The organism is Povalibacter uvarum (assembly GCF_014202975.1).
Classification (GTDB): domain Bacteria; phylum Pseudomonadota; class Gammaproteobacteria; order Steroidobacterales; family Steroidobacteraceae; genus Steroidobacter; species Steroidobacter uvarum.
In genome coordinates this window covers 643567-656140 of record NZ_JACHHZ010000002.1, presented here as the reverse complement: position 1 = coordinate 656140, position 12574 = coordinate 643567, and the positions used below count along the sequence as shown (strand labels likewise).

10 protein-coding genes are annotated in these 12574 nt (G+C 63.2%); 4 read left to right on the top strand and 6 right to left on the bottom strand.

Annotated features, from left to right (window positions below; translation table 11 throughout):
* Positions 1-22: 22 nt before the first annotated feature.
* On the bottom strand, positions 23-625 hold the full coding sequence (locus HNQ60_RS09160; protein WP_184330899.1) for an SRPBCC family protein: 603 nt from the start codon (positions 623-625) through the stop codon (positions 23-25).
* Between the two features lie 217 nt (positions 626-842).
* On the opposite strand from HNQ60_RS09160, the gene tagH reads away from it, so the two are divergent.
* The 3 genes from tagH to HNQ60_RS28075 all read left to right on the top strand — a co-directional run bounded on the left by tagH (position 843) and on the right by HNQ60_RS28075 (position 5028).
* Positions 843-2201 carry a type VI secretion system-associated FHA domain protein TagH gene (tagH, locus tag HNQ60_RS09155; RefSeq protein ID WP_184330897.1) on the top strand — a complete coding sequence of 453 codons (1359 nt, stop codon included), beginning with the start codon at positions 843-845 and terminating at the stop codon, positions 2199-2201.
* Positions 2202-2229: 28 nt separating this feature from the next.
* Complete coding sequence (locus HNQ60_RS09150) at positions 2230-2970, top strand: PP2C family protein-serine/threonine phosphatase (protein ID WP_184330895.1); 741 nt, start codon at positions 2230-2232, stop codon at positions 2968-2970.
* A gap of 78 nt (positions 2971-3048) precedes the next feature.
* Positions 3049-5028, top strand: a complete 1980-nt coding sequence (locus HNQ60_RS28075) for a serine/threonine-protein kinase (protein ID WP_184330893.1) — start codon at positions 3049-3051, stop codon at positions 5026-5028.
* A gap of 155 nt (positions 5029-5183) precedes the next feature.
* Here the strand turns inward: HNQ60_RS28075 and HNQ60_RS09140 are convergent, their stop codons facing one another.
* From HNQ60_RS09140 to HNQ60_RS09130, 3 genes are all read right to left on the bottom strand, one after another.
* The gene (locus tag HNQ60_RS09140; protein WP_184330891.1) at positions 5184-7640 is read right to left on the bottom strand and encodes a TonB-dependent receptor; all 2457 of its coding nucleotides are present in this window, start codon (positions 7638-7640) and stop codon (positions 5184-5186) included.
* Between the two features lie 373 nt (positions 7641-8013).
* A complete protein-coding gene (locus tag HNQ60_RS09135; RefSeq protein ID WP_407676440.1) occupies positions 8014-8415 on the bottom strand; it encodes a cytidine deaminase in 402 nt (133 codons plus the stop codon).
* A 5-nt stretch (positions 8416-8420) separates the two neighbouring features.
* Complete coding sequence (locus tag HNQ60_RS09130) at positions 8421-9701, bottom strand: NupC/NupG family nucleoside CNT transporter (protein WP_184330887.1); 1281 nt, start codon at positions 9699-9701, stop codon at positions 8421-8423.
* Positions 9702-9938: 237 nt separating this feature from the next.
* Between HNQ60_RS09130 and HNQ60_RS09125 the strand changes: the two genes are divergently transcribed.
* Positions 9939-10574 carry a thymidine kinase gene (locus HNQ60_RS09125; RefSeq protein WP_184330885.1) on the top strand — a complete coding sequence of 212 codons (636 nt, stop codon included), beginning with the start codon at positions 9939-9941 and terminating at the stop codon, positions 10572-10574.
* Between the two features lie 107 nt (positions 10575-10681).
* On the opposite strand, the gene upp is transcribed toward HNQ60_RS09125, so the two are convergent.
* Positions 10682-11311, bottom strand: coding sequence for a uracil phosphoribosyltransferase (gene upp, locus HNQ60_RS09120; RefSeq protein WP_184330883.1), 630 nt, complete (start codon positions 11309-11311; stop codon positions 10682-10684).
* Complete coding sequence (locus tag HNQ60_RS09115) at positions 11311-12522, bottom strand: DUF1688 family protein (RefSeq protein WP_322096855.1); 1212 nt, start codon at positions 12520-12522, stop codon at positions 11311-11313. Before HNQ60_RS09115 ends, upp begins: the two co-directional genes overlap by 1 nt.
* Positions 12523-12574: the final 52 nt, after the last annotated feature.

Genomic DNA, 12574 nt, shown 5'->3' with positions numbered 1-12574 from the left:
CCCGCTGATATCGGGAATCCGTCTATTTTTCTGCGTCGGCAGCCGGTTCGGTCGTGCACAGTTTGCACTTCGGCCAGTACCGCTTCGCCACGGTATCGAGGGTACGGCGATTCGCCTCCGCGAGCGACTGCCTCAGGGCCTGCGAAGCCGCATCCGGTCGATAGCCGAGGACCACGATCTTCACGTGGGTCATGTCCTCGCCCGACGCGGTGAAGTAAGTGACCGTCCAGACATTGCCCAGCTCGTTCCGGTAGGGAAAACGGGCCGGCGCCTGTCGTATGTGGGAGGCCAGCATGCGCTGGGGGTCGTAGGCCAGGATCTCCCGGACCCATGTTTCCGGATCGCCCAGCTTCGCTCTGGGGTCGTCATGGGAGCGGATCGAGCCGCCCACCCTCAGGTCCACCTCCGCCTGTCCTACACCGGCTGTACGCAGCCCGTCAGCGGTCGTGAAGATCCTCCAGACCTCGGCCAGCGGTGCGTTGATGTAGCCCTCCGTGGTCTGGCTCTGCGTGGCCTCACTTGCGCTCTGGTTTCCTGGGGCCTCATCGCCGAATGTGACGCCCGCCACAAAGCAGGCCAGGACCAGGCCGGCCAGGGACAGGACCGGGTTCGGGCGTCGGGGCATCAGGCTTTCTCCGCATGAATTGTGGGCTGGGGCGCATTATTGCGCCGCGGCTGTAGTCGATACTGCCACGCTTGCGGCTTTAGTCCATTGCATCGGACCGGTCGCTGCAACGAACAATAGAACCCCCTTAAAACGTTTGTTCCGGCAGGTTTTCGATTTCCAGGTGGCATCCGGACGTCATGTTGAAAGCCCAGCCATATTCGTTTAGTAAGCCCGCATGATCCTGACATTGGAAGTAATGGGGCAACAGGCTCAGAACCTCGGCGCCGCCAAGCGCAAGGTGTTCAACGCCATTGGCGGCACCATCGGTCGCCTCCCCGACAATGACTGGGTTTTTCCGGATCCTTACGTCTCGGGCCGGCACGCGCTGATTCGCTATCTCAACGGACGTTTCTTCGTCGAGGACACCAGCACGAACGGTGTTTTCGTCAACTCGCCGGACTCACGGCTTTCGCGGACCCAGGCGCACCAACTCAAGAACGGCGACGTGCTCTTCATCGACGCGTACCAGATCGCCGTGTCGATCGAGAACGAGCCGGTGGCCGAAGCGGCCAAGAACGATCCGCTCGCGGTTCTTCAGGGACATGCCGAGCGCAGCCCGCGCAAGCCCGATCGGCGCGACAGCCCGCCGCCGCGCATGCCGGCTCCCGAAGAGCTCATCGAATCCGCGGACCCGCTGCCCGGTGAGGAAGATCGGACGGCAGCGATGCCGGCGCGCCATCGTCCGGATGAGGGCCGCGCGAATGAAACGCAGTGGTTCCGCATGAGCGAGATGTCGGATCCGCCCGCGGCACCGAAATCGAAGAACGAGACTCAATGGTTCGGCGCGAGCGAGATGTCGGCACCCGAGCCGCCTCCACCGCCGAAGCCGAAAGTCGTTGCAGCGCGGCCGCAGCACGAGCGCCCGGCATCGCGCGCGATTCCAGAAAGGCCGCAGAGTGCGCCGAAGAAGTCCGTGGCTCCCGCACGGAATGCCGCGCAGAGCGAGGATTCCGGCCAGCTTGCGCAATTGCTTGCAGCCGCAGGGGTGCAGGGCGTCGAGCCCTCCGACGAGCTCGCGCAAACGTGCGGCGAGATTCTGCGTGTGGCCGTCGGCGGCCTGATGGAAGTGCTGCGTTCGCGCGAACAGCTGAAGGACGAGCTGCACATTCGCAGCACGACCTTCAAAGCGTCGAACAACAACCCGCTCAAATTTTCGGCCAACACCGACGACGCGTTCCACAACCTGCTGGTGCGGCAGAACTCCGCCTATCTCGAGCCGACCGAGGCATTCGCGGAAGCGTTGCAGGATGTTCGCGATCACCAGACCGCCGTGCTCAGCGCAATGCGCCTGGCTTTCGAAACGATGCTCGCGAAGTTCGATCCGAATCGCCTGCAGGACGATTTCGATCGACAGATGAAGAAGGGCTCGATCCTGGGCGTGCCGGCCAAGCTGCGCTACTGGGACCTGTATCGCGACAAATATGCCGATCTCGCCAAGGACGCCGAGACGAGCTTTCAGACGCTGTTCGCCGCTGAATTCGCCAAAGCGTACGAAGAGCAGATCGAGCGACTGAAGTCGCGCGGTCGCCGCTAAGCGCCGGCAACGCTCAAGGAAACCGGCATTGCTCGAAGATACCCTCGTCGAGGAAGACATCCATCCCGAATACGTTTCGGCCGCGATCACGCACGCCGGTCGTGTCCGTAACTCCAACCAGGATGCCTTCGTCGACCGTCCCGCCGTGAATCTGTGGGCCGTCGCCGATGGCATGGGCGGCCACATGGAAGGTGATGTCGCGAGCCGCAAGGTCTGCGAGGCGCTCGCGAACTTCAAGTTCGGCGACACGATGGATGCGACGGTCACCGACATCCAGCGACGCATGAGCCACGTCAATTCGGTGCTCTATGCGGCAGCGGTCCGCCCCATCAATCCGGTGCAGAGCGGCAGCACAGTCGTTGCCTTCGTTGCGAAGCGTACGTCGTGCGCGATCCTGTGGGCCGGTGATAGTCGCGCTTATCGATTGCGCCACGGCACGCTGGCCCAACTGACCGTCGATCACACTTGGGCCGCGCAGATCGCCGCGCGCTTCGCGGATATCGAAACCGACCTCGACGAAGACCACTCGATCATGCGTGCCGTGGGCGGGGAGGACATCCTGGTTCTCGACGTTCGTCGCGAGCGCGTCCGGCTGGGAGATCGCTACCTGCTGTGTTCCGACGGATTGACGCGCGAGTTGTCCTCGGAGCAGATTGCGAGGCTGCTTGGGCAGGGCACGGTTCATGAGGCCGCTCAGGCTATGCTCGATGCGACGCTCGCCGCGGGCGCGCGCGACAACGTCACGATCGTCGTGATCGAAGCGGGATAGACAACAACCGGCCGGATGCGGGAAGCCGCTGAAAAGAGATCGGGCGGGCGACCAATCGGCCTTGGAGAGCGCAGCGCAGTGGCTTCAACCCTCGATCAGATTCTTGCAGGGCTCGCGAGCGGTCAACTGACTGTGGAAGCCGCGTCCGCGCAGCTCGAGGCCGTTGCGCGCGCCAATCCGCTTCAGCGTTCGGCGATCATTGCCCGTGTTCAGACCGACGTCGCAGCCGGACGACTGCCGCATCCCGCGGCCCGCGCAGCGCTTGCCGCGATCGATCGCGCCATCCGGCAGGTCGAAGCCGACAAGACGGTGGCGATGGGGGACTCGACCCTCGTCGATCCGGATGCAACGTCGATGCGGCAACCCACCGCGGTTTCGTCGCCCACGGCCGTTCACTCCGCTACCGAAGTTCATTCGCCCACCGAGGTTTTGCCCGTCGAAAGGACGGTCAGCATGGCGCAGCCACTTGTCGCCAAGACGCTGGTGCGCCCGGCGCCCACCGAAGATGACGCGACGGAGATGCGCTCGGCGGCGGACAAGACGCTGCAGACGCCTTCGGACACCCTCCGCATCGAGGTCACCGACGCCGACGAGACCCGTGCGAGCGCGACGCGCGCTGTCGACGCGGACGAGACGGTGAGAACGCAGAAGCAGTTTCCGCCGACGGCCGCCCGCACGCTGAAAGCTGACGTCGATACCCAGGGACTGAGCCCTTACGCCGCAACGCTCAAGTATTCGAGCGACAAGACCGAGGTCATCAGCGAGCGTCTCGTGCAGACGCTGGACGAGGCCGACGAGCCGCGTCGCGGCGAGCTCAAGCCTGGCTCGATCGTGAAGAAACGGTTCGTGCTCGAAATGCTGCTCGGCAAGGGCGGCATGGGCCTCGTGTTCGGCGCCATCGATCGTCGCAAGGAAGAAGCCCAGGATCCGAATCCGCGCGTCGCGCTGAAAGTGCTGAACGCGGACTTCGAACGGCATCCGCAATCGTTCATCGCCCTGCAGCGCGAGGCACGCAAGGCGCAGACGCTCGCTCATCCGAACGTAGTCACTGTCTTCGACTTCGATCGCGACGGCGAGACCGTCTACATGACGATGGAGCTGCTGAAGGGCCGCTCGCTCGAATCGATCGTGCGCGAGGCACGCGGCAAAGGCATCAAGCGGGAGATCGCGATGCCGATCATTCGTGGCATCGCCGAAGGTCTGGCGTACGCGCATCGCAAAGGCATCGTTCACTCGGACCTGAAGCCGGGCAACGTATTCATTGCCGAAGACGGTACGGCGAAGATTCTCGATTTCGGTATCGCGCGTGCCGTGCCGAGCTCCGTCACGCCGGAGAACAAGGACGTGTTCGACGCCGGCAGCCTGGGCGCCTACACCGAGGCGTACGCCACCGATGAAATGATCGACGGCGTCGATCCGCATCCGGCGGACGACATGTACGCGCTCGGCATCATTGGCTACGAACTGCTCACGGGCTATCACCCCTATCAGCGTCACGGCGCGCCTTCAGCACGCAAGCTCGGCATCAAGCCGCCACCGCTGAAGGGGCTGAAGCTGCGCGAAGCGAAGGCGCTGGAGCGCTGTCTTTCCTTCGATCGCAAACAACGTCCGAAGGATGCGGGCGAATTCCTCAAGCTCTTCCGCGGCGTCACGATGCTGCAGAAGATGTCGCTCGCGGCCGCGGTCGTGCTCGCAATCGCGTCAGGATACTTCTGGTACCAGAACTATCTCGAGACGAGCCCGGCGATTCCGTTTGCGCAGTTGCCGGCCGAGACGCAGCAGCAGATAACGGCGGCGCTGCAGGATGGCGAAAAGGAATGGGCGTTCTACAAGCAGGGAATGACGCCGGCCATAGAGCAATCCGTCACCCAATACGCCACGGCGTATGCCCTTCATCCGCGAAATCGTGACGCCGTGAAGGGACTGCGTCGTGCCGCCGACGAGATGTTGCGGCTGGCGGGGGAAGATACGGAGATGCGCCACAGCGTCGCGAACAACCTTCTCGAGAGCAGCGAATACTTCCGCAAGTACCAACCCGTGGTGGATGCTTCGCGTTAGCGAAGCATGATCCGGCATTCTTGCTGTGGGTCCGACTTTAGTCGGACGTCATTCCCGCGCACGCGGGAATCCATCTGTACCGAAATCTGACGGCGTAGCCGACCTGCACAATGCGCTTGCGGCGATCCTCGCGGACCGCCGCAAGCAGCACTCCATCAGAACGACGCGTTCACCGTCACCTGGAAGGTGCGAGGCGAACCAACCGAGTACAGCGGCGGCTGTGTCACCGAACCGAACGGCGATGTGGCCGATGCGAAGCGGCTCGTCGCAACGCTGCCCAGGTAGTCCTTGTCGGCGACGTTGATCACGTTCAACTGGATGAACGACGACATGCCGAACATCTCGAAGTCGTAGCGCGCATCGGCGTCGAACACCGTGTACGACGGTGCGGATTCATCGTTGATGTCCGTGGCGTAGCGCTCGGCGACATATTTGCCCTGCAAGCCGAGGGTGGCACCGCCGATCTTGTATTGCAGCCGGGTGCCGAGCGTCCATTCAGGCGTCTCGACGAGCTCCATGCCTTCCGTCGGCAGGACCACGGTGGGGCTGATCAGCACGTCGTTCTGCACTTCGCTGTGAATGTACGAAGCGGAACCGTACAGCGACAGATTCTCGATGATGTCGAAGCCCAGCGAAGCGTCGAAGCCGTAGAGATCCACATCGCCGACGTTGCGATCCACGCTGTAGCCCAGCTCAGGATCGAACGAGGACACGATGCGATTGTGGAAATCCGTGGTCCACGCGGCCGCGGTGGCGATCAGCGTGCTGCCCGTATATCGATAGCCGAGCTCGATGGAATCGGTCGTCTCCGGCTCGACGTTCTGGATCTGCACGTTGTACAGGTTGTCGGTGCGCGGCGCCGAGAAGCCCTTGGCGTAGCTGGTATAGACGGTGTTGCCCGGCACGAACTCGTAGGACAGGCCCACGTTCGGGAGCACCTTGTCGTACTTCACCGTGCGATCGTACGGAGCGAGATAGGTCGTCGTGCCGCCGCCCGGGAAGGTCACATAGCCCTGGGCATTCGCCGCATTGGGGACCTGCGTCGTGCAGTACTGCGTGCCGTTGGACACCTGCGTGAAGCAATACTGGTTCAGCTCGCGCTCGAAGAACGGCGCGCGCAGGCCGAGGCTGAGGCGCAACTTCTCGTCCATCAACCGGCCGGAGTAGCTCAGCGATACCTGGTTCAACTCCGCAACCGTGTAGCGATCGCGGCCACGCAGCTGTGAGCCATCTGCAGTCGGAATCGCCTGGCCCTGGCGGCCGGCAAACACGTTCTCCGGATCGCCGTCGGCCTGCAGCGGACCGTGCTGGCCGGTCTGACGATGCTTGCCGTAGTCGAGCGTGTAGCCGAGGCGCAGCATGTTCGTGTCGTTCAGCTCCCAGATCAGCGACGAGTTGAGGCTGTAGCGGCGCGTGTTGGTGTTGTTCGGCGTGAAGAGGCTGACGCGGTCGAGCAGGTCGCCGTCGCCGTTGAGATCCGTGCCGCCCGTCGCCGTGCCGATCAGGCGCCGATCATTCTCCGCGAACACCGTGATGCCGCCGCCGTTGGCCAGCGTGTACTGGAACGACGGATCGACGGTGAGGGTCAGCGAGTCGGTCAGGCCGAAGCTCGACTGCATGCGGATGTTGGCCGTGTCCGACGGATTGCTGCGCACGTTGTAGTAGTTCGTGCAGAGCGATGTCGTTCCGGTGGCGGATGTCGCTTCGTTCTGCGCGCCGGCGCCCGGTGCGGGCCGCGTGCACGTCGGATCGTTGTCGAAATCGTAGCCGTTCGCTGCGATTTCGGCCTTGCTCAGGTTGCGATAGAAGTTGTTGCGATTTTTGTTGCCGTGGAAGGCGAGGCTGATGAAGTCGCCGTCACCCAGGTCCTGATAGATGCGGCCATTGATCTGGGTCTTCTCCAGTTCGCCGGGGCCCTTGAACTTGTCGTACTGCTGGTAGGAGACCGCGAGCAGTGCTTCGGTATCCCACGGACCGAACGCGCCAGTGTCACCGCGCAGGTAGTAGCGCTGATAGCTGTCGCTGCCGAAGGAAGCCTGCGCCGCCATGCCCGGATCGTGCTTCGGCCGTACGCTGATGATGTTGATCGTGCCGCCCGTTGCGGATGCCGTCGGGCTGTCGACGTCGGTCGTTCCCATGTTCACGGCGACGCGCTCGATGATCTCCGGATCGAGCTGCTGGTTCGTGTACATGGCGTAGTTGCCGGTGTCGTTCAGCTGGATGCCATCGAGCATCAGCGAAATACGATTGCCGTCGAAGCTGCGCATGCGCAGGTTGCCGCCGCTCGAACCGTAGGGATCCGAGTTGGTGAAGTTGACGCCGGGAACGAGGTTGAGCGAGTTGATCACGCTCTGCCCCGCCATCTGCGTCTCGATGTATTCGTCGCTGACGGTGGTGCGCGCCTTGGGGGCGGTTTCGGCCTGGATCAGGCCAGTGCCCTGAACTCGCGTCGCGGAGACGACGACCTCTGTCAGCGTGCCTTCCTCGATCCGCGTGGCTGTCGACTGCGCAAACGCGGCGCCACAGGGTGCGGCGAGCGCGGCGACTACAAATGCGATACGCGACCCAACGGTCGAAACAGAAACACGAGCGATGCCGGGGGGCGTCGTCATGGCAAACCTCCAGAGAACCTGCGAATGGATTTTGTGCGTCACGGGTCTTGCCGTGCCGCGTTGTAATTGCACATCACTCATATGCAAACTTCATGACAAGGCGATCCGTGCGCTCATCTCAAGGGTTTACGTGGTGAAGGCGCGACGGCGACGTATCGAAAGTGGCCAGAATCGCTTCGCGCGGGGCGTACCCTACCGCAAAACGCATCCTGTTGGGGCAAAAGTCCCTGTCATGAAAGTGCAAGGATGGGCGCAGGCGCGGCGACAAATCGGCAGCGCGCAGCGATTGTTGCTCGCGACCAACATGTGAGCGGTCACTCCGCGGCGAGAGATGTATACGGTTGCGAGCGACGCGCCGTGCAGACCGTACGGCTCAGGTGAGCGAGTCGGGACCGAATGCACTGGGCAGCAGTTGATCCATCTTCGCGGTAGTCGTCGCACCCTTCAGATTCGACTGCACCACGATCAGGTTCGGGCCGCCGAGCTCGAACATCACCTGCCGGCATGCGCCACACGGCGCGCAAGGTTCGTCCGTAGCCGCCACGACGGCGAGATGCGTAAAGTCGCCGCGCTTGTATCCAGCGGCGATGGCCGAGAAGAGGGCGGTGCGTTCCGCGCAGTTGCATAAACCGTAAGACGCATTTTCGACGTTGCATCCGCCAAAAATTTTTCCGTTCCGCGTTCTGACGGCAGCACCGACCTTGAACCCGGAATACGGCGCATAAGCGCGCTTGCGCGCGTGCCTGGCGGCGCGGACCAGCGCTTTGGTCGGAATCGTCTTCACTGACTCACTCCGAGGAAGATGCCGGCGATCGTCGCGCTCGCCAGGTTCGACAATGTCGCGGCAGCGACGACGCGCAGGCCATATCGGGCGACTTGCGGGCGCAGCTCGGGCGCCACGGCACCGAAGCCGCCCGCGAGGATCGCGATCGAGGAGAAGTTCGCGAAGCCGCAGAGCGCGAACGAAATGATGACGAGCGTTTTCGGATCGAGCACCGTGAGTCCCGCGGCGACGACGCTGGCGGGATCTTTCAGGAACGGCGCGAACGAGACGTACGCGACGAACTCGTTGAGGATCAACTTCTGGCCGATGAAGTTGCCCGCGATGCCGGCGTGCTCCCACGGCACGCCGATCAGCCACGCGATGGGCGCGAAGGCGTAGCCCAGCAGGGTCTCGAGATTCAGCGCCGGATAACCGAACCAGCCCATCACGCCGCCTACCATCGCATTCAGCAGGGCGATCAGGCCGATGAAGGCGACGAGCATGGCACCTACGTTCACCGCAACGCGCATGCCGACAGCCGCGCCCGACGCTGCCGCCTCGATCACGTTCGTCGAAGGATGCTCGTCGAACTGGATGTTGTCGAACTGGACCGTGCTCGGCTCCGTGCTCGGACAGATGATCTTCGCGAACAGCAATCCCCCGGGGATGGCCATGAACGAGGCCGCGAGCAGGTATTCCAGCTTCACGCCCAGCCCCGAATAACCCGCCAGCAGCGAGCCCGCGATGGCTGCCATGCCGCTGCTCATGATCGCGAACAGTTCCGGCCCGCGCAGTTGCTTCGCGAAGGGCTTCAGCACCGCCGGCATTTCGCTTTGCCCGAGGAAAATCGTGGTGACGGCCGAGAAGGATTCGATCTTGCTGACGCCGATCAGCTTCTGGAACAGCAGGCCGAGGCCGAGCACGATCCAGCGCATGATCCCCAGGTGATACAGCACGGCGATCAGTGCCGACACGTAGATGATCGCGGTCAGTACCCGGAACGCGAACACGAAGCCAGTGTCACCGAATACTTCGAACATCCGAGCGGTCACGAGCCCGCCGAACAGGAACTCGATGCCCTTGTTGCCGTAATCGATGACGTGTCCCACGCCCGTCGCGGCCGCCGCGAGCGCAACCCGGCCCCAGGGAACGAACAGCACGAGCGCTCCGATCACGATCTGCGTCGCAAGCGCCGCAAACACGACTCGCGGCCGGATCGCGCCTCGATTCATGGAGAGCGCGTAGGCGATCGCGAGCAGAACGGCCAGGCCCAGCAGACCCCGGAGGATGTCTGTCATGTAGGTGTGATTGTTGTGCGTGCCAGTTCGCCCAAGTGTCACATGAACGTGGCAGTCGGCAGAAGAGGTTTCACACGGAGCTCACGGGGAACACGGAGCAGAAGGCATCGGGAAATCCTCTCCGCAGCCCGGCTCCGACCTCGTTCCGGGGCTCGCATTTCCGTGATCTCCGTGGCCTCCGTGTGAAATCCGACCTCTTCTAGGTACTCTGTCGGCATACATCGAGGCGAACTCGCGATGGCCAAACTGTACTTCTACTATTCGACGATGAATGCAGGTAAGACCACCAACCTGCTGCAGAGCGCGCACAACTATCACGAGCGCGGCATGCGCACGCTGATCCTGACGCCGCGGCTCGACGATCGCTTCGGGGCGGGCACGGTGAAATCCCGTATCGGCATTTCCGCGCGCGGGCGCATGTTCGGTGCGGATGACGATCTGCTCGCCATCGTGCGCGAAGATCGCGAACACAGCGGCCCACTGCACTGCGTCCTCGTCGACGAATCGCAGTTCCTGAACAAAGCCCAGGTGTGGCAGCTCAGCGATATCGTCGATGTCCTCAATATTCCCGTGCTCGCCTACGGCCTGCGGACGGATTTCCGCGGCGAGCTCTTCGAAGGCAGCAGATACCTGCTCGCATGGGCGGACAATCTCGTCGAGCTGAAAACCATCTGCCACACCGGCCGCAAAGCGACGATGGTCGTCCGCGTGGACGACAACGGCCGCGCCGTGACGGAGGGGCCCCAGGTCGAGATCGGCGGCAATGATCGCTACGTGTCCGTGAGCCGCGCGGAGTTCAAGAAGATCACAGCGGGGCAGAGCCAGATTGAGTTGCAGCAGGGGATGCTGCCGCTGGGGGAAGTGATGAGCTAGGAAACTACGAGCGATGATGAGCTACGAGCCAGAGTCAGGGTCAGGGTCAGAGCCGCTCCGGCGAATCTTGTTCTTGTCTCGCTCGCCGCTCATCGCTCACAGCTCGCTCATCTCGTCCCATACAACCGATCCCCCGCATCTCCCAGTCCCGGCACGATGTAGCCGTGATCGTTGAGTCCGTGGTCGATTGCCGCGGTCCAGACGCGGACATTCGGGTGATGTTGCTGCAGGTTCGCTAGTCCAGTGGGTGTCGCGAGCAGGCAGACGTAGCGCAGGTCGACGGCACCGTGTTCCTTCAATCGATCGATGGCGGCGACCGCAGTGTTGCCGGTCGCGAGCATGGGATCGATCGTAATCACGAGGCGGTCGGGCAGGTCCGTCGGGGCTTTGAAGTAGTACTCCACGGCGTCCAGCGTTTCCGGGTCGCGATAGAGGCCGATGTGCGAGACGCGAGCGGAGGGGACGAGCTCGAGCATGCCTTCGAGCAAGCCCATGCCGGCACGCAGGATCGGTGCGAATACGAGCTTCTTTCCGGACAGCATCCGCGCGGTCATCGCGGCGATCGGCGTTTCGATCTCGACCTCATCGAGCGACAGATCGCGCGTGACTTCGTAGCACAGCAGAGTCGCAATCTCGCGCGTCAGCTGCCGGAAGCTCTTCGTCGAGGTGTCCTTGTCGCGCATCAGTGCGAGCTTGTGCTGCACCAGCGGATGATCCACCACAGTCACGTTATTCATCAGAACACCGTTCCATCGCTGACGATTCGTAAAGGTGGACCGCCGTCGGCGCGTCGCTCGCGAGCGATCACGCGACCTGCGGCCCAGGTGCCGCCTTCGAGCAGTTTGGCGAGCGGGAAGGCTTCATCGCTGACGCCCAGCCGCGAACGCACGAGCGGAGCGAGCTCATCCAGCAGCGCGACGGTCAGCGAGCGCCAGCCCACGACGAAGGGATCGGAGACCTGGTGAGTCGCCGTCATCGCGTCCGCATCTCGCGGCACGAGGGCGCCCATGTCCAAAAAGAGTCCGCCGTTGCGATACTCGGCGAGCCCCGTGAGTCCGTCGATGTCGTGCACAGCGATGCCTGCTGCCTGCAGCGGCTCGATGAGCGAATAGGCGAGCCATTGCGACAATTTGTGCAGCGGCACGAAGCCACCCTGCGGATGCGGCCAGCAATCGCCGAGCGAGACTCCTTCCAGCGCCGGTCGGTTCCGCCAGATCGGGCCGAGTGCGTCGAGCAGCACATCGAGGATCATCGATGCCGGCAGCGATCGGTTCACCGCCCGCGCGACCAATGCATCGAACAACCCGCCCGGGCGCGGAACATCCGCAGTTGCAAACAAATCGGGTCGAGACTCGGCAGCGGCCCCCAGCCGATTCAGCAGCTGCGCACGCCCTTCGGCACCGGCGAGAGGATTGGTCGCATCGACCTGAAAGGCGGCATGGAGCGCGGAGGCGTCGAGCTTCTTCAGCGAATGTGCATCGGCGCGCAACGCATCGTCCGCCGCCTCTGACATACCGCCCGCGGCGAACCATCGCAGGCTCGCAAGCGCGAGACCTTCGGAGCGTGCGGCTTCGATGCCCGTCAATGCATCGCGATATCGCCAGCCCGGACCTGCGCCCGCATCGAGCAGCACAGATGTGATCGCGAGGTCGAACGCCGCGCGTGCCCGCGCTGCGGTATCAGGCCATGAATGAGTCGACTCGATCTCGCGCCACAGATCTCGTCCCGAGAAAACGAAGTGGCGCCAGCGTGCGTGAAACGGGACATCGAGTGTCGGGTAACGTTCACGGATCACACGGGCAACGAAGTCCGCAGTGGGTGCGAGGCGTGCATCGTCGACAGTCCAGTCTATGAGCCGTTCTTCTCGCGCATGCCGGAGCATGCGCCGCGCCGCGTCACGCACCGCTGCGGCAGAAAGAAGTTCACGTGCTGATTGTTTGTGAGTCACCGATCACCGGCTGCTTCTGAGGGTAAGTCCAGGCGAAGCGTCGCCTTCGGCG

What these genes read in the sequence shown, in the direction of transcription:
- HNQ60_RS09160 (WP_184330899.1), bottom strand. Translation starts at nt 625, where the DNA reads ATGCCCCGACGCCCGAACCCGGTCCTGTCCCTGGCCGGCCTGGTCCTG.
- tagH (WP_184330897.1), top strand. Translation starts at nt 843, where the DNA reads ATGATCCTGACATTGGAAGTAATGGGGCAACAGGCTCAGAACCTCGGC.
- HNQ60_RS09140 (WP_184330891.1), bottom strand. Translation starts at nt 7,640, where the DNA reads ATGACGACGCCCCCCGGCATCGCTCGTGTTTCTGTTTCGACCGTTGGG.
- HNQ60_RS09130 (WP_184330887.1), bottom strand. Translation starts at nt 9,701, where the DNA reads ATGACAGACATCCTCCGGGGTCTGCTGGGCCTGGCCGTTCTGCTCGCG.
- HNQ60_RS09125 (WP_184330885.1), top strand. Translation starts at nt 9,939, where the DNA reads ATGGCCAAACTGTACTTCTACTATTCGACGATGAATGCAGGTAAGACC.
- upp (WP_184330883.1), bottom strand. Translation starts at nt 11,311, where the DNA reads ATGAATAACGTGACTGTGGTGGATCATCCGCTGGTGCAGCACAAGCTC.